The 20734-nt window shown below is 55.8% G+C and carries 12 protein-coding genes; 7 read left to right on the forward strand and 5 right to left on the reverse strand.

Features of this window, described 5'->3' with window-relative positions; translation table 11 throughout:
• Positions 1 to 481: 481 nt before the first annotated feature.
• Positions 482 to 4132: a reprolysin-like metallopeptidase gene (locus tag FRY97_RS03095; protein ID WP_147165958.1), complete on the forward strand. Its 3651-nt coding sequence runs from the start codon at positions 482 to 484 to the stop codon at positions 4130 to 4132.
• Between the two features lie 86 nt (positions 4133 to 4218).
• Here FRY97_RS03095 and FRY97_RS03100 read toward each other — a convergent pair whose 3' ends face one another.
• Together FRY97_RS03100 and FRY97_RS03105 are read right to left on the reverse strand one after the other, a co-directional pair.
• A complete protein-coding gene (locus FRY97_RS03100; RefSeq protein WP_170254480.1) occupies positions 4219 to 4971 on the reverse strand; it encodes a 7-carboxy-7-deazaguanine synthase QueE in 753 nt (250 codons plus the stop codon).
• 21 nt (positions 4972 to 4992) lie between these two features.
• Entirely contained in the window at positions 4993 to 6282 is a 1290-nt protein-coding gene (locus tag FRY97_RS03105) for an MATE family efflux transporter (protein WP_147165959.1), read from the reverse strand.
• 428 nt (positions 6283 to 6710) lie between these two features.
• On the opposite strand from FRY97_RS03105, the gene FRY97_RS03110 reads away from it, so the two are divergent.
• The 5 genes from FRY97_RS03110 (at position 6711) to FRY97_RS03130 (ending at position 16732) form a co-directional block, all read left to right on the forward strand.
• Complete coding sequence (locus tag FRY97_RS03110) at positions 6711 to 10112, forward strand: PASTA domain-containing protein (protein ID WP_147165960.1); 3402 nt, start codon at positions 6711 to 6713, stop codon at positions 10110 to 10112.
• A 43-nt stretch (positions 10113 to 10155) separates the two neighbouring features.
• A complete protein-coding gene (locus FRY97_RS03115) occupies positions 10156 to 10680 on the forward strand; it encodes a hypothetical protein (protein ID WP_147165961.1) in 525 nt (174 codons plus the stop codon).
• 9 nt (positions 10681 to 10689) lie between these two features.
• A complete protein-coding gene (locus FRY97_RS03120) occupies positions 10690 to 11922 on the forward strand; it encodes an ABC transporter permease (RefSeq protein WP_147165962.1) in 1233 nt (410 codons plus the stop codon).
• Positions 11923 to 12064: 142 nt separating this feature from the next.
• Positions 12065 to 14452, forward strand: coding sequence for a M14 family zinc carboxypeptidase (locus FRY97_RS03125; RefSeq protein ID WP_147165963.1), 2388 nt, complete (start codon positions 12065 to 12067; stop codon positions 14450 to 14452).
• A 327-nt stretch (positions 14453 to 14779) separates the two neighbouring features.
• Positions 14780 to 16732 carry a TonB-dependent receptor plug domain-containing protein gene (locus FRY97_RS03130; protein ID WP_170254481.1) on the forward strand — a complete coding sequence of 651 codons (1953 nt, stop codon included), beginning with the start codon at positions 14780 to 14782 and terminating at the stop codon, positions 16730 to 16732.
• A 20-nt stretch (positions 16733 to 16752) separates the two neighbouring features.
• On the opposite strand, the gene FRY97_RS03135 is transcribed toward FRY97_RS03130, so the two are convergent.
• Together FRY97_RS03135 and FRY97_RS03140 are read right to left on the reverse strand one after the other, a co-directional pair.
• Complete coding sequence (locus tag FRY97_RS03135; RefSeq protein ID WP_147165965.1) at positions 16753 to 17676, reverse strand: bestrophin family protein; 924 nt, start codon at positions 17674 to 17676, stop codon at positions 16753 to 16755.
• Positions 17677 to 17964: 288 nt separating this feature from the next.
• Positions 17965 to 18405 carry a DUF2214 family protein gene (locus FRY97_RS03140; protein ID WP_147165966.1) on the reverse strand — a complete coding sequence of 147 codons (441 nt, stop codon included), beginning with the start codon at positions 18403 to 18405 and terminating at the stop codon, positions 17965 to 17967.
• A gap of 359 nt (positions 18406 to 18764) precedes the next feature.
• Here FRY97_RS03140 and FRY97_RS03145 point away from each other — a divergent pair, with 359 nt between their 5' ends.
• Positions 18765 to 19517, forward strand: coding sequence for an NUDIX hydrolase (locus FRY97_RS03145; RefSeq protein WP_147165967.1), 753 nt, complete (start codon positions 18765 to 18767; stop codon positions 19515 to 19517).
• A gap of 165 nt (positions 19518 to 19682) precedes the next feature.
• On the opposite strand, the gene FRY97_RS03150 is transcribed toward FRY97_RS03145, so the two are convergent.
• Positions 19683 to 20471, reverse strand: coding sequence for a hypothetical protein (locus FRY97_RS03150; protein ID WP_147165968.1), 789 nt, complete (start codon positions 20469 to 20471; stop codon positions 19683 to 19685).
• Positions 20472 to 20734: the final 263 nt, after the last annotated feature.

The following is a 20734-nucleotide window of genomic DNA, read 5'->3' on the forward strand; positions in this document are numbered from 1 at the left end:
CCGACAGGGCCGAGCGGATAGCGAGCCCCGGAGCATAGCGGCACCTGCCGGCTGGCCCTCTCCTTGCGGCAGGGGCAGGCCCCAAAAAACAACAATCTGGTTTGCGCCCAGAAAATCCAATCACCGCGGCCAAGGCGTACCGAGCGTTTTCAAGCCTTTGCGCTTATTATAAAAAGGCTAGCGCAGCCCAAAGACATGGGCCAAGGAAAAGCGCTCGGTACAAATGTGCTGCAAACCAACTTTGGGCACAGCTGTTATCTTTAAGGCAAAAGGAAGTCAGACCCTTGTTTGGCAAAGCAGCGGCAGTGGCAACTATTATACCAATTGAAGCCAAAACCCGACAAAGAATCACAAAGCTGCTTGCCTACAAATAGGTGTGAGGCCCTAAATTTGTGTCTTATAATATACAGCAAGGTATCATGCCTTTTCAGTGGGCGTATAAAATGCCACCTTTCCAAGTCTTCTACAACAACTAAGAATTATGAAATTTAGCATTACTTTTCTGCTTGGCTTGATTGCCCTGAGCTTTGCGCAGGCACAATCTTACTGGGCTGATGTATCTGAGCAGCGGGTTTATCTGCCGGCAGCTGCGGAGGTAGATATCCGGGCCTCCGAATACCGCACCTTGTCCCTTGATTTTTCTGCCCTCAAGCAGGCCCTGCAGGCTGCCCCGGCCGAGTATACAGCGGCGGCACAGGCTTCTCAAGTGGCCGTTTACCTGCCTATGCCTGAGGGCCAGCTGGAAGCTTTTGAGGTAGTAGAAACGCACAACATGCACCCCAACTTGGCTGCCCGCTACCCTCAGATCAGGACTTATGCTGGCCGGAGCTTGGAACGCCCACATGTGAGCGCCCGTTTTGAAGTGACGCCCCTTGGGTTCACCGCTGGCATTTTCACCCCTAACGGAAGAGTCTATGTGGAGCCTTATGCGACTCAGCAGACACGCTACCACATTGCCTACTACAAGAAGCACTTACAAATTGAGAACCTGCCCGAGCGCAGCTGTGGGTACGATGACTTTGTGGCGGAGGAGCTCAACGAAGAAGCACAGCGGATGAACGACGAGCAGCTGGAGATCATGTTCCGCAGCGCGCCTACGGTACCCCTGCGTACTTACCGCCTTGCTTTGGCTTGTACAGGCGAGTTTGCACAAGGCAAAGGCGGCACCTTGGAAGGTGTCTTGTCTGCCTATAATCAAGCTCTGAACCGGATCAACGAAATTTTTCAAACCGAAGTGGCAGTGCGCATGCAGCTCATCGAAAACAACGATGAGCTCATCAACCTGGACCCCGGCACCGACCCCTTCAACAATGCTAGTACGGGCACCGCGCTCTTGGGCCAAAACCAAGAGTACCTCAATAGTGTCATAGGGCTCAACAGTTACGACATTGGCCACATTTTCACAGGCCCTTGTACCGATGTAGGCGGTGTGGTAAGCGGCACCGTCTGTACGCCTGGCAAAGGCCGTGGCGTCACTTGCCATTACTCAAGCAACCCCGTGTTCATTGCGGAAGAGGTCATGTCTCACGAAATTGCCCATCAGTTCTCCGTTGGGCACAGCTGGGCCAACTGCCCCGGTATTTTGGAGCAGCTGTCGAGCAGCAATGCCTACGAGCCTGGGAGCGGCAGCACCATTATGTCTTATGCTGGCGCTTGTGGCAACCAGAACATTGTTTTCAACAGCAATGAATACTACAACATCGGCTCGCTGGAAGACTACATCTTCTATGCACGCCAAGGCACCGGCTCTACCTGTGGCACGGAAGCACCGACGATGAACCACGAGCCGGAAATCCAAATGCCCTACGAAGACGGCTTCTTCATCCCTATCGAAACCCCATTCGTATTGGAGGCTACTGCTACCGATGAAGATGGGGACAACCTGACCTATATCTGGGAACAGTTTGACCTTGGGCCCGTAACCCCCATCGGGCAGCCTACGGGCAATGCGCCTCTTTTCCGCTCTTTCCCGCCTTCGCCCAATGGCAATAAGCGGACTTTCCCAGCCCTCAATAAGATCATCTCCAACACTTTCGACGCCACAGAGGTCCTTCCTTCTTACGCGCGTGACCTTACCTTCCAGTTTGTAGTGCGCGACAACAACCCGGAGAACGGCGCGAGCGTTTGGCAGCCTGTCGCTTTTAAGTCGGATGCGACAGCCGGCCCTTTCCGAGTGCTCACTGCCAATGAAAACGGCACCGTGTGGGCTGGCGGCAGCCACCGCGAAGTCAACTGGGACGTAGCCAATACCACCAACCCCCGCGTCAACTGCCAGTACGTAGACATCCTGCTCTCTGTAGACGGGGGCTTTACTTACCCCTATACCCTGCTGGCTGGCACGCCAAACGACGGATCGGCCATGGTCGATGTGCCTAACGTCGCTACAGATGACGCCCGTATCCGGGTACAAGCTTCTGGCAATATCTTCTTCGACATCAACGACATTGACTTCGTCATTGAGGAAGCGGCTGAGCCGGGCTATGCGATGAGCGTAACTCCGGTGGCCCTGCCATTGGTCTGCCTCCCTTCAGATCCGCTTTCCATTGAGATCAGCACTACGGCATTCCTTGGCTTTGACAGCACCCTTCAGCTCAGCCTGATCGGCGGCCTGCCGGAAGGCTCTACCGCTACTTTTGCCAGCGATACCCTCACTGCAGGCAATAGCACCACCCTTACCCTCGATATTCAGCCCAACGAAGGGCGGGACACCCTCGACTTTTTCGTCCAGGCCATCGTGCCAGGGGTAGACACCTCCCTGCGAGAGCTAAGGGTCATCACCTTGTCGAGCGACTTCTCAGAGCTGGCTCTGCTCGAGCCGGCGGACGGCACCGGCGGCATTGTCTTCAGCACTGATTTTTCTTGGAACGCAGTGCCCAGTGCAGAAACTTATGATATAGAAATTGCGACAAGCCCGTCTTTTGCCCCAGAAACTATTCTGGAAACCTCCTCAGGGCTGGCTGTCGCTGAGTACAGCCCAGATGAGCTCTTCGAGCCCAGCACCTTGTATTTCTGGCGAGTGCGGCCCCAAAACGATTGTGGGCCAGGAGAATTCCTCCCTCCATTTGCTTTCCGGACCAACACCGTGGATTGCATCAACAATGAGCCGGCCGACCTGCCGGTCAACCTCTCTAACAACCCAAGCGTGCGGGAATCTAAAATCTTTGTCACTCAGGAAGGCACCATCAGTGATATCAACATCGACAACGTGGAGATCTCTTACTCTCCCATCAGCGTGCTGCAGGTGAGCATCATTAGTCCCGAGGGCACTGAGGTACTGCTCTTTGACCAGTCTTGCCTGAACACCGGGCTGATGCGGGCTTCGTTTGATGACGAGGCGCCCAACCCCATCAGCTGCCCGCCTATCAACACCCTGCCGGTCAGGCCGGAGGAAGAGCTTTCTGCTTTTATAGGCGAGAACACCTTTGGCGAATGGACGCTGCGGGTGAGGGTAGTCAACCCTGGCTTCGGCGGCGGCAGCCTTAAGGAGTGGGGGCTTGAGTTCTGTGCTGCAGTGACCGCCACCGCCCCTGTCATGATCACCAACGAGGTCATAGGTGTGCCTCCTGGGCAGGGCAATACCATCACCACAGATTTCCTGGAAGTTCAGGATGATGTTTCTGCCCCTGAAGACCTGAAGTACATCCTGATTTCCACCCCTGCCAATGGCCAGCTGTTCCGAAATGGTGTAGCCCTAGGTGTTGGCGACTTCTTCACCCAGCAGACCATCAACGCTTTCAACCTCACTTATGTGCACGATGGCAGCGATACGGATGCAGATGGGTTTACCTTCCTGGTAGAAGACGAAGAGGGCGGATGGATCCCTACACAGACGTTCTCCATTGAAATAGATGAAAATGCGACGGTGAGCACTGCCGACCTCAGCTTGGAACAGACCATTCAGGTCTTTCCCAACCCTGCACGTGACGAGGTACAGGTTTCTTTCGGGCAGCTGCTGCAAGGGCGGGCAACCCTCGAGCTGCGCAGCCTGCAAGGGGCACTGCTTATGCAGAAGGAAGCCGATGGCCTTACGGGCGCACATACCCTTCGGGTCAGCAGCCTGCCAAAAGGTATTTACCTGCTCCAGGTACGGACAGCTGCAGGCACCGTTACCCGGCGCTTGGCAGTACAATAGCGCCCCCTTGATTTATGGCTAAAAGCAATGCCCCCAGCATGGTTGTCCATTCTGGGGGCGTTTTTATTCTGGTACCGCGCAACAGGCTAAACGCCCCGCTTATTCCCATATACCAGGATGTGCAGGCGGCTGGTAAAGTGGAAACCATGAGCTTTGCAGGCCTCAATTAGCCAAGCCTGCTTCTCCGCCAATCGGCCGGCAGTCGTCCCTTCTGGCATGAGGTATACGCTTTGGGGGGGCAGGCCGTACTTCCGGACTAAGGCGAGCACTTCTTCCAGTTCCTGTACATCAGATAGGACAAACTTAAAGTGGGCTTTGGGAGATTGGGCGAAAAAGCGGTACACCTTTGGCCGTTCCCTGAGCTTCTGGCTGTTGTTCGAGTTGGCCAGCTTAGGGGAAACGTTGTATTGGTTGATGCGCTCATCAAAGCCCGGCTCTGGCAACAGCGTGCCATTGGTCTCTACTTCAAACCAGTAGTCAGGCCCGAGCATCTGCATCAGGGCCGTAAGCTGCGGCTGCTGCAGCATAGGTTCTCCTCCGGTAAGGACAACGTTCTTGCACGGGAAGGCGGCGATGGCTTCAGCTACTTTTTCCAGCGGCATTTCAGCGATATGCCTGGCTTTATCAAATTTTTCGTACCCCGGCTCTGCATCCCGGTCGTGCCGGAACCGGGTGCCCTTCCAGTTCCAGGTATAATCTGTATCGCACCAGCTGCAGTGCAAGTTGCAAAGTGAGGTGCGGACGAAGATGCTGGGCTGCCCCAGGTTTTTCCCTTCTCCCTGTATGCTGTAAAAAATCTCCGGTTCCTGATCCGGTTGAGCTAGTTTGATCGTCATCATTAGTATCCGTTGCGCCTTGCTTTAGCTGATAGACAAGCCTTTTCGGTAAAAGAGAAGGTGCTGAAATGCCCCACGGCCGGCCAAGAAGAGCAGCATAGCCAGCCAAAGCCCATGATTGCCCAGCCCCATGCCCGCCCAATAGGCTAGCAAGAACACAACAAACGCCATGATCATACTGTTGCGCATGGCCTTAGAGGCCGTCAGCCCGACGTACACCCCATCCCAGATGTAGCTGGGGGTGCCCAAAATAGGCAGTAGGGCCATCCAGAACAAATAAGGCGCGGCAGCGGCCAGCACATCTTCCTGATTGGTGAAAAGCCGGAGCAGCTGAGGGCCGCCCAGCCCGTACGCCAGGCTAAACAGCACAGCTAAGCCCATGCCCCAGGCAAAAGACAGCCCAATGGCCTGCCTGGTCTGTGCGGGCCTGCCCGCCCCTTTGTACTTCCCGACCAGGCTCTCAGAAGCATACGCAAACCCATCCACGCCATAAGACATCCAATTCAGAAACTGCAGCAGGATGGTATTGACCGCCAGCGACATGACGCCCAGCTCTGCAGAGCGTGCATAGAAAAAAGCAAAAGCGCTGGTCAGGCAAAGGGTACGCAAGAATATGTCTGCATTGATGCGAAGGAAGCCCAGGAGTTCCTCCACGCCAGCTACTGCGCTCCAGCTCAGGTGGGCCCGCAGCCCGCGGTAGCGCCAAGCCCATAGCCCCACGGCCAGAAACAGGCCACTGTACTGTGCAATGAGCGTGCCCCAGGCGACCCCGTCTACGCCCATGCCATGGTACTGTACCAGATATACGCTCATGGCGATATTGATGAGGTTGATAAAGATGGTCAGCACAAGCGGGAAGATGGGGTTCTGCATGCCAAAGAACCAGCCCATGAAAGCATAGAGCCCCAACGTAGCCGGCGCAGCCCATATCCGGATATTGAAGTACCTCAGCACCAGGCCGAGCTGCTCTCCTTCTGCATTCATGAGGGTAGCCCCCCAATAACCCAAAGGGCCCTGCACAAGCAGGAGCAAAGCCGCAACAGCCAAGACCACCAACAAGGCCCTGCCCAAGGTATGCGACAGCTCTGAAGCGTCGTTGCGCCCATAGGCCTGTGCCGTTATCCCCGTTGTGCCCATGCGCAGAAAGCCAAAGTTCCAATAAATAAAATTGAACAGCATAGCCCCTACGCCCACCGCCCCAATATGGAGCTCCGACATCCGCCCCATCAGGGCCGTATCCACACTGCTCAGCAGAGGCACCGAGATATTGCTGATGATATTGGGGATGGCCAGCCTTAATATTTCCCTGTTCATGCTACTGTGTAAAGTTGGGCGTACTGCCGGCTTTTTAATGCGGTTTGAACGCATGCCCATGCTGCCCCTTTCTATCGTTAAAAGCAGCCCCAGGCCTGTGCGGGCTGCAAAAGTACACATCTGCCTAAAAAGGCAGGTGCAGCTCCCCCACAAAAGGGCGAAGAACCCTAGAGCGCAATCCAGATTATCGTTTTTTGGGCCTACCCCTGCCGCAAGGCAGGGGTCGCTATGCTGCGGGGCTCGCTGCCCGCTCGGCCCTGACGGGCTTTCCACCCCTTCGCAGCGCTAGTCCGGTGCCATCATAAGCCTGCGCTATTTTGGTTGGCCCCCAAAGCTTGTGCCCAGCTAAGGTGTAGGCAGGATTTTTTACCTTTGTTACAGCAGCCTGCCTTCCCCGGGCTGCGGCAGGTGCCAAAACAACACAAGGAATGAAAATCGGCATTATCACAGGAGCTCCCCAGCACCTTTCAGGACAGACAGCCCGCTCTGCCAGAGCGCTCTATGCCTTATTGGACCAGCAGCTGTTCCAGCCGGTTATCATCCGCCTCAGCGAAGCAGGCAACCTTTGGGAAACCGACGAATACTACCTCTACGGCCAGGCCAGGCAACAAGAGCGCCCATTGTCCTGGCCCTCCCTGTCCGACCATATCGACTTTGCCTGGCTTGTCCTGCCGGGGCCTATTGGAGAAGACGGCAGCCTTCAAGAACAGCTGCAGCAGGCAGGTGTCCCCTACAATGGGCTTTCGCCCAAAGCCTGCCGGTACACCATTGACCGCAGCAGGTTTTCTGAACTGCTGCCCCTCGTGGGCGCCTTGCCCCCACCTACTGTCAAGGTACAACGGGAGGAGTGGGCAGCGGGCAGCCCTGCCCAATTCTTCGAAAAAGCCCTTGCCCAATTGAGCTCCCCCCTGAACATCCGCCCTGGCTTTAACCGGGGGGCAACAGGGCAAACCCAGCTCCACCCACAAGACGGGCTGGAGGATTTTGAGCTGGCGGTCAATCGGGCATTCTCCAGAGAAATCCTGCCCGTTGCAGAATGGGCAGACCGCAGTGGATACGACCGGCAAGAATATGCAGACTTGCTGGCGGATGCTCAAGACGGCCTCGGGCTTCCCCTAGAAGTCAACTTCTCGGGGGCGGCCTATACCTTTCATGACGCGGCAAGCCTGTGCCAGTTCCTCAACGACCAGGCTGCGCAGGCTTCTACGGGGCAGTGGTTCGAAATACAGCACCTCAGTGCACAGCCATCCGATGAAGTGCTCATCAGCACTTTGCCCACAGGGGCAGCCTTTAGCTGCCTGGTTTTCCAAAGCCCGGAGGGAGGGCCTGTAGCCTTGCCCCCAATGGCTTCCGGTGAGCACCCCCTTACACAGCCCGGACAGCTCACCGCTGCAGCAGAAGGGCTTTTTGAAGCCTTGGGCCTTCAGGGGTACGCTGTGTTCGAAGGGATTGAGGGGAGCGATGGGCAGCCCTATTGGCTCAGTGCCAGCAGTCAGCCCAAGCACCTGGCCCAATTGCTTGGGCAGGCTACGCTTGCCGGATACCCGCCCAAAGATGGCCTCACGGCCTTGATTGCCGCTTCTCTGCGGGCCCGCTCACAAGAAATACCAGGCACGCAAGCTATTTTACAATCGCTGCAGTTGCAGTGGGCAGCGCGCCCCGGCCGGGCTGAACCGTCTGCCATCCTTTTTTCGAAGGAGCCTTTGTTTGAAGAAGGCGCCCGGCAGTTGTGGAATGCACTGCAAGCCTTAGGCGGAGCGCCGCCCTTGCTGCTCCAAAAAGGCCAGGGCGGACAATGGGAGGCCATTCATGCCGGAATGCTTTTTACAGGCGCTGCCGCTCAGCCCGGCAATCGGCCACAGCACGCCTTGGCCTCTTGGACAGGCCGCCCCCCCGCGGCAGAGCCTAAAGGCAAAATGAGCCTAGATGCCCTGCGCGGCAGCAGGATATGGCTGCAGCTGACAGAAGAGGACGCGCTGTTGGCAGCTGCCGAGCTGGAAGAGCTGGGCTTGCCCCACAGCAGTAGCCCTGCCTCTGCAACAGAAATATGCACCGACCGCTACCACGCCCTACAGACCCTCAAGCGCAATGGGCTGAACACCGCACGGCAGCTGCGCATTGCCCAAGCCCAATACCATCAAGCTCCGGCAGACTGCCTGCTGCGCGTGGAAAGCCAACTAGATTACCCTCTGGTTGGGAAACCTGCTCAAGGGCACCGTACACAGGCTGTTGTCCCGCTCCCAGACCGGGCAGCCCTTGAAGCTTACCTCGCCCTAAGTTTCCGGCCGGAAGGGGCGGAAGCTCAGGAAAGCCGAAGGCAGCTCCGCATCCCTCACAGCCAGGCGGTGCCAGCCGTAGCCCAAGCTGTTATAGAGCAAATGGTACTGCCCAAAGGGGCCGTATGGGCAGGGTACCTCTCTGCTACCCTCCTTGGGGCAGGCGGAGAGCGGTATGGCAGGCGTTTCGAATGGCTGAGCATGAAGGTGCGGCCGCTGGCTGCAACGGTACTGCCGCCAGAAGAAAAATATCCCACAGCTGCGCAATCTCCAGCCCCTACCAAAGCGTTCCCTTCAGCGTTGCAGGCCCAACTGATGCCTGTGCTGGAAAAAGGGGCCAGGATACTCAATCTCGGCGGGCTAGCAGAGATTGAAGCTTGGGTGCTGCAGTACGAAGATGGGAGCCAGAACGTTATTTTTACAGATATCAACACCTGTTTGCCTTTTTTAGCGGGTGCCCCTTACCTTTGCCCGGAACAACCGCTGCAGCTGACCGTCGGGAAGATTGCCCAGCTGCTCTGGCCCGAGGAGGCTGCCGCACCTCCCCTGCAACCTGAAAAACCAACCGCTGCCCCTTCAAAAAAGACAGCCATGAATGAACCGCAAATGCCCCCTAGGGCAGAACACCCCAAACCGCACGAGGCACGCAACAGGGCCGAGGAGCTAAAGGCAAAGGCACGGGTGTATGCTCAGGAAACTTGGGCTTTTCTGAAATCCCCCATCTTCCTGAAGAATATGGGGGGCATCCTGCTGATGCTCGCCGGCAGCTTCCTCCTCATCAAGTGGTCGCTGAGATGGCATACCCACCACGGCGAGTCCATTCAAATCCCAGACTTCATTGGCATGGATATGGAGGACGCCCTGCTCAAAGCAGAAAAGCAGAACTTCAAATTGATTGCCATCGATTCCTTTTTCGATAGCAGCCAGCGCCCGAACAGCATCTTCCAGCAAGAGCCCCGCCCCAATCAGCGGGCTAAAGAAGGGCGCACCATTTACGTGAGCAAGTACCGTTCACAGGCTGATTCCGTGCTGCTCCCCACGCTGCTCGATGCCGGGTACAGCTATCTCCAATACCGGACCAAAGCCGAACGGCTTGATATTTCCACCTCTATCAAGGAGCGGGTGTTCGATAATAAACAGGAGGAGAACAGCATCCTGCACTTCTACCACAATGGCCGGAAAATCACAGATGATATGCTCAGGCGGGGCGTCAAAATCCCGAGAGGGGCCACCCTGGAGTTTGTCATAACCGAGCGCATTACCAATGAGGTGCCCCTGCCCAACCTGATCTGCAAGCGCTATGACGAGGCCATATTCCTCATCAGCAGCAGCAACCTTGTCCTGGGAGAAACCATTGGCGCTGCAGGGCTGGAAAGCCAGGCTTTTGTCTACGAGCAAGACCCAGGGTTTGAGCCTGGGCAGATGATCGCCAAAGGCACCAGAATTGATTTGTACCTCATGCCCAGCCGGCCTTCCGGATGTCCGGATGAAGCCCCCTCCGTACCAGAAGATGATAACCCCCTGAATGAGGATGGGGAGGAAGATTTCGATTAGTTTCAACTTATAATTTCAACCGCCAAAGTAGACCACATTACGCATGAAAAAAAGTTATTTGTTCTTGGCCCTTATGACACTTGTGGCCATGTCTTGCACAAGCGAGCAAGAGCGCATGTACACCGAACTGAAGCAGACTTACGACGAAGCCCGCAAGGGTATGGAGTACTATCAGAGCAGCTACGATCAGCTGCAGGGGGAGTACGATAGCCTCCGGGAAAAGTACGATGGCCAGCCCAATAAAATAGGTAAGGACTCCCTCCACACCCAGCTAAGGCAACAGCACAATATGGTATTGGAAGCCCATGCCGACTTTTTCCGCCGGAGGGACGCCAAAATCAGCCAGCACGACGACCTGCTCCAACGGTTTGGGGTGGAAAGCTACGGGCTGGAAGACCGCATCAAGGACCTTGAGGGCATGATAGCCGACCTAGAGCAGATCAAGTCGGAGTACGAGGCTCGTAATATCGAGCAGAACCAGCTCATCGAAGAGCAGCAGGGCATGCTGCGCACCATCAACACACAGCCGGGGCAGGCGCCATCCCAAGCCCGCCCGGCAATGAACTAAAACGCTGACATGACATTTTCCCTGCGCATAGCCCGCCGTTACCTTTTCGCCCGCAAATCCACAAACGCGATCAACATCATCACGGGGATTTCAGTCTTAGGCATTGCGGTGGGCTCTGCGGCCCTTATCCTGGTACTGTCGGTCTTCAATGGATTTGAAGACCTGATTGCCACCATGTACAGCAATTTCAACCCGGACATTAAAGTCACGCCAGCCAAGGGCAAAACATTTGACGCAGACTCGACCCTCCTGCTGAAGCTTGAGCAGGTGGAAGGGGTAGCCGCCGTAGCCCGTTCGCTGCAAGAGGTCGCCTTTTTTGAGTACAAGGACAACCAAGACTTCGGGACCCTGAAAGGCATTAGCGACAACTTCAGCCAAGTAGTGGGCATTGACTCCACCGTAAGGGAAGGGCGCTACCTATTGCGCGACGGGCAGCGCGAGCTGGCTATCCTTGGCCTTGGCATGCGCGATAAGCTGGGGGTCAATGTAGGCGACCCCTTCACCGAGCTAGGCGTTTATACCCCTAGGAGAGGGCAGAGCCCCGGGCTGTTCGGCCGTCAGCTGCAGCCTTTCCGGAGGCGGTACATTTACCCTGGCGGGACTTTCGTCATACAGCACGAGTTCAATAATGAGTATGTACTGGCTCCGCTTTCTTTTGCCCGTGAGCTGCTGGAAGCCGGGCCAGATGAAGTCAGTGCACTGGAAATCCGCCTGCAGCCCGGGGTGGCCACACCGGCCGCTATCGAGCGGTTGGAGGCTGTGCTCGGCCCCGGCTACACCGTGCGCGACCGGTTTGCCCAAGAAGCAGCTTTCCTGCGCCTGATGCAGGTAGAGAAATGGCTGAGCTACGCCATTGCCAGCTTGATGTTGCTGCTTGTCTCTTTCAATATGATCGGGGCGCTATGGATGATCGTGCTCGAAAAACAGCCCGATATTGCCATCCTGAAATCTATGGGCGCCCTCAACACAACGGTCCGCAACATCTTCCTCAACGAGGGCCTTTTGCTGAGCATAGTAGGCCTTTTCCTGGGGCTTATCCTGGCCCTGCTGCTCTATGCAGCCCAAAAGACCATCGGCATCATTACTGTGCCCGGCAACTTTATAGTAGAAGCTTACCCCATCAGTCTGCGGGCGGTAGATTTCCTCATTGTGTCTGTCACGGTAGTCATCATTGGCTTGCTGGCTTCCCTGCCCCCGGCCCTGCGCGCCATGCGGGTTTCCGCCCTTATCCGGGAGGATTGACCTGATGTCCGGCTAATATTTGCGCAAATAATGCCCTTTGCACTGCAGTAACCTGTTTTTTGCAGCTAAGTTTCCTCTTCAGGGCTTATCTTGCTCTTTGACAAGCCTTTGGCCAGTGGCCTAGCGTAAAAAACAATCAACTATGCGCAGTTTTCTACTTCCCTTGTTATGCTCCTTTGCCCTCACCTCCCTATTTGCACAAGACATTTACCACCGAGTACGGGTAGACTTAAGCCAGCACTCCCTACAGGAGCTCGCCCGGCTCGGGCTGGAAACGGACCACGGGCACTACGTAGCCGGGGCCTACTTCGTCAATGACTTCTCTGAAGCAGAAGTGCAGCTGATAGACGAGGCCGGCCTGCCTTACCGGATTGCCATACCGGATGTAGCCCAATGGTATGCCAGCCAGCCTGAAGCGTTGGAAACGCGCAACGGCTGCAGCCCGGAAGACGGGAGCCTGTTCCCATACGAGACGCCAGAAAATTATGTACCGGGCAGCATGGGCGGCTATTTTACATATGCAGAAATGCTGTCAGAGCTCGGCCGTATGGCCGAGCTGTTCCCCCACCTCATCAGCCCGGTTGCCCCTATCGATACCTTCCTTTCTCACGAAGGGCGCCCCATTTATTGGCTCCGGCTTTCTGACAATCCAAACATGGAAGAGCCCGGTGAGCCGAAGGTCCTCTACACTGCGCTCCACCATGCGCGGGAGCCCAATAGCCTTTCCCAGATGATCTTCCAGCTCTGGTATATGCTGGAGCACTATGAAACAGACCCGGAAATCCGCTACCTCATCGATCATACCGACCTCTACTTTATCCCTTGCATCAACCCGGACGGCTACCTGTTCAACGAACAGACCAACCCCAATGGCGGCGGCCTTTGGCGAAAAAACCGGCGCATCATTGACGGCTTCCCCTCTGGGGTAGACCTGAACCGCAACTATGGCTTTGAATGGGGCTTTGACAACAATGGCTCTTCCCCCAGCCCCAATAGCCAGGTATACCGGGGGCCAGCCCCTTTCTCTGAGCCCGAGACTCAGGCGGTAAAGGCTTTTTGTGAACGCCATGACTTTAAAATCATACTCAACTACCACTCCTTTGGCAACCTGCTCATCCACCCTTGGGGTTATAACGACACCCCAACGTTGGAGGACGAGCTGTTCAAAGGCATGGGCAGCATCATGAACCGGCAGAACAGCTTCCTGCTTGGTACAGGCACAGAAACGGTAGGCTATGTGGTCAATGGAGGCAGCGACGACTGGATGTATGGGGATACCGAAAACCGCGAGAAAGCCTACTCTTATACCCCGGAGGTCGGCCCAGAGAGCTTTGGGTTTTGGCCCCCCGAAAGCGCGATCGACGAGCTCAACAAATCGTGCCTCTGGCAAAACCTCGCCACCGCCCATCTTGTCCACTACTTCATTGATGTAAAAGAGGAAAGCCCGGAAATCCTGCCCGCACAGAGCGGCTTACTGACCCTCCACTTGCAGCGTTTTGGGCTAGGCGAAGGCAGTGCCATGCTCAGCGTAACCTCAGCAAGCCCGGGCTTGGAAGTGGATGCCCCGGCCATCAACTTAGACCTTGAGCTCTTAGCATCTCTCGACTATGAGTTCGCCTGGCAGTTCACCCCCGGAGAAGGGCTGGTGCAGGATGCCCGCTTCGCTATTGCCATTGATTATGGCGACTATGTCTACCGGGATACCCTTGATAAAAAGTACATCCACGGGACCGAAACGGTAATTTTTCAAGACCCGGTCAATTCCAGCTCCAACAACTGGCAGGTTACTAGCGGATGGGGCATCACCTCCGAGGATTTTGTCTCCCCTCCAACTGCTTTCACAGACAGCCCGGGCGGCAATTACCCCTCTAATGCCTTCAGTATAATGACCTTGTCCAACCCGGTCAACCTCTCCGGAGTAGAAGGGGAGCGCCTGCTGCTGCGCTTCTATGCCAAATGGGCCATTGAGCAGGGCTACGACTACGCACAAGTGCAGGCTTCCACTGACGGCAACAACTGGACTGCCCTTTGCGGGAAATATACCGTGCCGGGAAACGGAGGCTTTCAGCCATTGGAGCAGGTGTATGAAGGCATACAGGAAGATTGGGTACAGGAAGAGATTGACCTGACGGGCTACCTGGGCGCTGAAGCCCTGCAAATCCGCTTCCTGCTCCGCGCCGACAATTTCATTGAGCTCGATGGCTACTATTTTGATGATTTTGAGCTTATCGCCCAGGAAGCGGCCCCTGCCGTTGGCGTACAAAACGCAGCCCCTGCTGCAGTATTGAGCCTTCAGACCTTCCCCAACCCCTTTGAGCATACCCTTTCTATCATCGCAAACGGGCCTACAGGCGAAGGGCAGCTGATGGTCTTCAACAGCTTGGGCGAGCAGGTGTACGCCCAAAAATGGGCTGAAGGCCAGCAAAAGGCCATTTTATCTACCGCAGACTGGCCATCCGGTATATTCTATGCCTTGTTACAACGCCCTGACGGGCAGCTGTTGGCTGTTGCCAAAACAGTGAAACAATAAGAGCGTGTTGGGACTTTGGTCTTCTAGTCGAGAACTAGTGCCTCAAGCCACTAGCAATTTTTTGATTAGACGAGGCCCGAAAACCGGAGCTTAGCCAAGTCCCGCTTTTTATGCACAAAAGCGGGAAGGATTTTCGGAGCGAAGTATAGGCAAAAAAGTGTCCCGCTGCCTAGCGGGACAGACCGATTACTAAAGTCCCGACACGCTCTAAGAAGCAGGCCAGCAAGTTAGGCCATCAGGAGGAGAGGTTTTGTGTATAATTTCCTAATCTTTGGGGCGAATTTCCGAGTCGCTGACTTGGGTTTTATGCAACAACGAACACCGATTATGTCTACGCAAAAGCTTATTACCCTCATTTTATCCTTGTTTGCCGGCAGCTGCCTGCATGCACAGGGGCAGCCGCAAACACTAGAAGAGGTTACGGTCACTGCAACCCGTATACCGATGGAAGCGTACAAGACTGGGCGGAGCATCACCATCATCACCGCCGAGCGCCTGCGGGCCATGCCGGTCAGCACGGTAGATGAAATGCTGCGCTACGTGGCCGGCGTCAACCTCAATATGCGGGGCCCATTCGGCGTGCAGACCGACATTGGCATACGGGGGAGCACCTTTTCGCAAGTGCTCGTCATGGTCGATAATGTGCGCCTGAACGATCCGCTGACCGCCCACTTCAACAACAACATCCCGGTGGCCATGTCCGAGATCGCACAGATAGAAGTCGTGCGCGGCCCCGCCGCCTCTTCCTATGGCAGCGATGCCGTTGGCGGCCTGATCCATATCAAAACCAAGACCTACCTCGGGCTGCAAGGCCAGGAAGGGCTAGAGCTGGCAGGAGAGCTCTCCGCCGGTCAGCACCAACTGCAGTCGGCCGATGTGGGGGCGGTGCTGCGCAGCGGCAAATGGCAGTTTTCCTCTTCTTTGAAGTCGAATATCTCAGATGGGGAGACATTGCCGAACCCCAACTTCGCGGCCGGCACGGCTACCGATAGCCTTTATCAAAATTATTTTGATATCCGCACCTATTCGGCTTCGGTAGGGTACAAAGCCAACGAAGACCTCCGGTTTTATGTGCGCGGCAGCGCAGATTACCGGGACTTCGCAGCCAAGTATTTTTACACCCAAAGCACCTTTGACGAGTCCATAGAGCAGATCGATCAGCTATGGACACAGGGGGCGGTGCAGTATACACCGGGCAAGCATCATCTAGAGCTTACTGCAGGCTATAAAGTGACAGACGATGTATTTGCTTTCAACCCTGCCTTTGCCCCCAATGAGCACCGGACTTGGCAGACTTTCCTCAACTTGAACGACCGCCTGCCTGTGGGCGAGCGCAGCGAGGTGGCTTTTGGGGTTCAGCACCTGCAACAGCGGATACGGAGCACCGACCGGGGCAACCACAGCCACTACTCCACAGGGCTTTACGGGGTTTTCTCCCATGATTTCAGCTCCAACTGGCACGCCAATGCCAGCCTACGGCTGGAAAATGATGCCAACTTTGGGCTTGAGCTCCTCCCTCAGGCATCGGTCAGCTACAAAGCGGGCAACTACCTGCTCAGGGCAGCTTATGGCCGGGCCGTACGGGCTGCCGATTTCACGGAGCGCTTTGTGTCTTCTCAGATCCCCAACCTGGCTCCTGGCCGCAACATCGGCAACCCCGATCTGCAAGCAGAGCGGTCAGACTCTTGGGAGGTCGGCAGCTCTTTCTACCTGCCTGGCCAGCTTACACTCAGCGCAGCCACTTTCTACCGGCGCTCTACGAACTTGATCGACTTCTCCCTGCGCAATGCTGACGAAATCGGCAATGTCAATACTTTGCAGTCTGGGGCGGACTATTTCTACACCGACAACATCGCAGAAGCGGCAACTTTCGGGCTTGAGCTCACCTTGGAAAAGGCCTGGGCATTTAGCGAAAGCTGCAGCCTGAAGGCACAGCTGAACTATACCTGGCTGGAGACTACCGCCCCCGGCGACGTGGTGTCCAAGTATATTGCCAACCACCCTAGCCACAATGCAGCCGCCAATGTGCAGCTGCAGCTCGGTTGGTTCAGCCTTTCGTCCTCTACCAACTTTATCGTTCGCCAAAGCGAGGTCACGGAGGCTATCAGCGGGCAGATCCCCAGTCAGTACTGGGTCAGCAACCTGAGGGCCAATGTGCGCGTTGCGCCTTCGCTCACCCTGTTCGGCCAAGCATTCAACATAGGCAATACGCAATACCAGGAAGTACTAGGGGCGCGGCTGCCTGGCCGTTGGCTCTGCGCTGGCATCCGCTGGCAGTAAACCGCACAGTGCCCGGGGGCTTAAAATACTTTGTCGTAAAGCTCCCGGGCACGGCTTTCCGGATGGCGCGCTTCCAGGATTTCAAAGATATTGCCCTTGATGGTATGGGCTATGTCCCCCGTCGGCAGGTCATTGCAGTCTAGCCCAAAAGGGTCTTCGATCTCTTCGCCGAGGAGCTCTACCCCCAGCAGGGCAAAAAAGATGAACATGGACAGCGGGATGCTCATCAGGTGGAACGTATTGACCAGCGCAAAAGGCAGGAGAAGGCCATAAGCTGTGATGAAAATCTTGAGGTAGACGGCGTAGGAGAATGGGATGGGCGTTTTCTTAATGCGCTCGCAAGCCCCTAGGATATCGAGCAGGCTTTGGTGCTGCGCCTTGATGTTGATGTAGTCCCCTTCATTGATGATGCCCTGCCGGTGTGCCTCCGCAAGGCGCTGGAAAATCAGCAGGGCGATGTGGTTAGGGATATGGGCCTTAGAAGCGAACACCTCCTTTTCTTCTTCTGTAAGGTAAATCAGGCTCTCCAGCTTCACCCCGCTCCGAAGGTGCTCCACCAATGCCAGGCAAAAGTTGGCTATGTGTTTGCCCATAAAGCGGCGCACCGCTTTGTCTTCTGCAGGGAACATGCTGTGTACATAGATGGCCATATTCCGGGTATTGTTGACCAAGGCGCCCCATTGTTTCCTAGCTTCCCACCACCGGTCATAGGCCGAATTGGTCCGGAACACCAGCAATATGCTCAGTATGACGCCCAAAAGGGAGAACACGGAAGTGTTGATGGTGATAAACTGGCCGAGCCCCAACAGCTCTACAGATAGGCAGACTACAGCTGCGTACAGCCCAATGACCCCCACACTGCGCATGATCCGCACCATGGTCCAGCTCTTGGCCAAGTGGCGTACATCGCCAAACCAGTTGTCGTTTGTCTTATAATAAATCATACCATCAGATGTGTTTTCAGGTGAATGCAGTGGGTTGGCGGCCCAGCCTAAGCGCTTGCTCTCCTAAAAGGCGGGCAAGGGGCTGGCCGACTATAAGAGCGTGTTGGGATTTTCGGGGCGAAGTATAAGCGAAAAAGTGTCCCACTGTCTAGCGGGATAGCCCGATTACTAAAGCCCCAACATCTCTAAATATACGCAAAGCTTTTTTAGCCCGCCAAGTGAGGAATATAGCGGGCCATAGCAGGCCGATTGGCCCAGGCAGGCTGCTCCCCGGCAGTGCCAGCCAGCCTATTTAAGCCCTATGCCTTGCGCCATCAAGGCAGCGCAGAGCGGGATGAGCAAAAGCAGCAGCAGCTCCGCCCGGATCAGCCAAAGGATGCGGGCAGGCACGGTTACGGTATCGTCTGCCTCGCCTTTGCGCTCCCGGAAGAAAAATATGGTCGGGCCTGCAGAGAGGAGCCCGAGCAGGGCGAACAAGCCCAGTTTAAGGTGGAAAATAGGGTTGGAACTGTAGAACGCTGCGGGCTTGCCGATACCCAGCCAAAGCCAGAGCCCAACCCCAACAATGCCCAGGGCACTGAGGCCATATAGGCCATCGAGGACAAAGAGCCGCTGCAGCTGACGACGGGGCAGTTGGGGGGCGATCAGCAAGTGCTCGCCCACAATTGCACAGGACATGGTGAGGATGAGCACAAAATGGGCGTAACGGGCGAAGGCCTCCAAAAGCATAGGGATATTGTTTTGGTCACTAAGGGGTAACACAATCCGGGGCAACGTGTTGCGCTCGCCCCCCTGCCCCCACATCTTTTTTTGTTGAACGTACTTTAAAGAATGTGTAATATGTACACTAATATGCTGCCAATTCGTTGGGAATGAATAAATATTTACCTACTTTCATGTAAAGTTTATAAAAGATGCTTCTTGGCAGGACTTCCCAAGACTTCCCTTAAAGAGCTTGCCAAGCTCTAAACACAGTAGCTCAAACCACATCAGCCCCTAAAAAGCCCTTGCCAAATAGAACATCCCGGAGCAGCCCACTATAAAACTGCCCTGCCCCGCAAAATAAATGACCAACGAGCAAGCTGAGCATGAACGAATTCAACGAATATTTTAAGTCGGCCTTCACCGTTGATAATGTCATCTTTGGGTTTGATGAAGGAGACCTCAAGGTACTATTGATCAAGCGGGGAGAAGACCCGTACCGGGGCAAGTGGGGCTTGCCCGGCTATTTTGTTTACCCCAATGAAGACTTGGACACGGCGGCCATACGCGTGTTAGAAGAACTGACCGGCCTGCGGAACGTATTCCTGGAGCAGGTCAAAACCTTTGGCTCCGTCAACCGCCACCCCTTTGGCCGGGTCATCACAGTGGCCTATTTCTCCCTCATCAAAATCAGCCACTACACCCTTCAGCCCTCTTCCATTGCCCGCAAGGCCAAATGGCACTCCGTCTCGGAGGTGACCGGGCTGGCTTTTGACCACGACGAAATCCTCAAAGCTTGTTTCCACCGCTTGAAGTGGCTGGTGCGCTCCCGCCCCGTCGGGTTTGAGCTCCTGCCCCCCAAGTTCACCCTTACCGAGCTGCAGCACCTTTATGAGGCCATCTTGGAAACGAGCCTGGACAAAAGGAACTTCCGGAAAAAAATACTCTCTATGGATTTGCTCATTGACCTGGACGAGACACAGGAGGGGGTGGCGCACCGCCCTGCCCGGCTCTACCAATTTGACCGCAACCGGTACGAGGAGCTGTTGTCTGAAGGGTTCAGCTTTGAGCTGAAAGAGAGCAAGAAAAAGGAGCGCACCACCGAAAGAGCTGCTTCCTCTTCGCCCCAAACCGCCTAGGGCGCCAACCAGATTATCGTTTTTTGCCTGCCCCCTCCGTAAGGATAGGGGCCTGCCCCTGCCGTAATGGCAGGTGCCGCTATGCTCCGGGGCTCGCTGTCCGCTCGGCCCTGTCGGGCTTGCCACCCCTACGCAGCGCTAGGCCAATGCCCGCCTGAAGCCTGCCTACCAAGTTTCTCCAAGGGTATTCCAAACGGCAATTGTTATGTCTGGGTAATTTGCCCGATAGGATTCAATCAGGCTGACCACTGCATCCCGGTTGGCAGCTTCCAGCTGCCGCTGAAAAACCACAGCGCCTTCCGCAGGCTGGCCCGCCCCCAGTATTTCCAGTTCACCGGGCTCAACCCGGAAGTAGCCATAATAGCCAAGTGCGAGCCCCTGACTGCTGCTCAAAGCCCGCAGCTCATCCTCAAAAGCCTGTGCCACCGCCCGGTCGGGGCTATAGCTGGCATATCCCCAAATCGTGCCTTCAGGTATACGGTGCAGCTCATTGCGCAGCGGGATGATGCCCCCGCCTGTGGCCACCTCAATCTGGTATAAATCCTGGCTGACGCTCAGCTCCCCCTCTCTGCTCACAGTGGCCCGCAAAGCAACGGAAACAGGGTAATCGCCATTGGGCAGGGCCCCTACTTCAACTGTAGCCGCTGCTGGTGCGCCAGGCGGCACGCAATCGCCCGGGCTCACAATCTCATTGATGGACAGTGCCAGCTCCTGGCCCGCCCGCTGGGTGAAGGAGAAACTGATCAGCGCATCTTCGCAGTCTACCGGTTCTATGGTCCGGAGCTTCCATTCCAGCTGACGCCCCTGAGCCGAAAAAGACTCCCAGAGCTCCAGGTAGAATTCGTCCTCCACATCCGGCACAACGATGGGGTCGTTGAGCGAGCTTAAGTTGCAAGAGGCAGCGAGCAGTATGCTGAAGCACACCAACACTGCCATGGGGTAGATTTTTTTCATATTACTGGTACCGCTATGGTCTTGTTGAAAAAGCCGGGGGCTCCCCCCGATGAGTAGGCAAGGTGCTTCAAGATGGGTTGCTATTCGAAAACGCATAGCTTTACATAGTGCTGCCTGTACCCCGAAAAAATCCTTGCTGCTCAGTAGGGGTTGACGGCCGCAAACAGCACCCTGCCTTCTGGAAAGCCCAATGCCCTGCCCTGATGGGAATAACCCGCTCTTAATCCGGAAATTAAGAGCTTTTATCCAAAAGATGCACCTAA

The organism is Phaeodactylibacter luteus (assembly GCF_007993045.1).
Taxonomy (GTDB): domain Bacteria; phylum Bacteroidota; class Bacteroidia; order Chitinophagales; family Saprospiraceae; genus Phaeodactylibacter; species Phaeodactylibacter luteus.

Coding starts and splice junctions, on each gene's coding strand:
- FRY97_RS03145 (WP_147165967.1), top strand. CDS start 18,765: ATGAACGAATTCAACGAATATTTTAAGTCGGCCTTCACCGTTGATAAT.
- FRY97_RS03100 (WP_170254480.1), bottom strand. CDS start 4,971: ATGATGACGATCAAACTAGCTCAACCGGATCAGGAACCGGAGATTTTT.
- FRY97_RS03095 (WP_147165958.1), top strand. CDS start 482: ATGAAATTTAGCATTACTTTTCTGCTTGGCTTGATTGCCCTGAGCTTT.
- FRY97_RS03135 (WP_147165965.1), bottom strand. CDS start 17,676: ATGATTTATTATAAGACAAACGACAACTGGTTTGGCGATGTACGCCAC.
- FRY97_RS03110 (WP_147165960.1), top strand. CDS start 6,711: ATGAAAATCGGCATTATCACAGGAGCTCCCCAGCACCTTTCAGGACAG.
- FRY97_RS03105 (WP_147165959.1), bottom strand. CDS start 6,282: ATGAACAGGGAAATATTAAGGCTGGCCATCCCCAATATCATCAGCAAT.
- FRY97_RS03125 (WP_147165963.1), top strand. CDS start 12,065: ATGCGCAGTTTTCTACTTCCCTTGTTATGCTCCTTTGCCCTCACCTCC.
- FRY97_RS03115 (WP_147165961.1), top strand. CDS start 10,156: ATGAAAAAAAGTTATTTGTTCTTGGCCCTTATGACACTTGTGGCCATG.
- FRY97_RS03150 (WP_147165968.1), bottom strand. CDS start 20,471: ATGAAAAAAATCTACCCCATGGCAGTGTTGGTGTGCTTCAGCATACTG.
- FRY97_RS03130 (WP_170254481.1), top strand. CDS start 14,780: ATGTCTACGCAAAAGCTTATTACCCTCATTTTATCCTTGTTTGCCGGC.
- FRY97_RS03140 (WP_147165966.1), bottom strand. CDS start 18,405: ATGCTTTTGGAGGCCTTCGCCCGTTACGCCCATTTTGTGCTCATCCTC.
- FRY97_RS03120 (WP_147165962.1), top strand. CDS start 10,690: ATGACATTTTCCCTGCGCATAGCCCGCCGTTACCTTTTCGCCCGCAAA.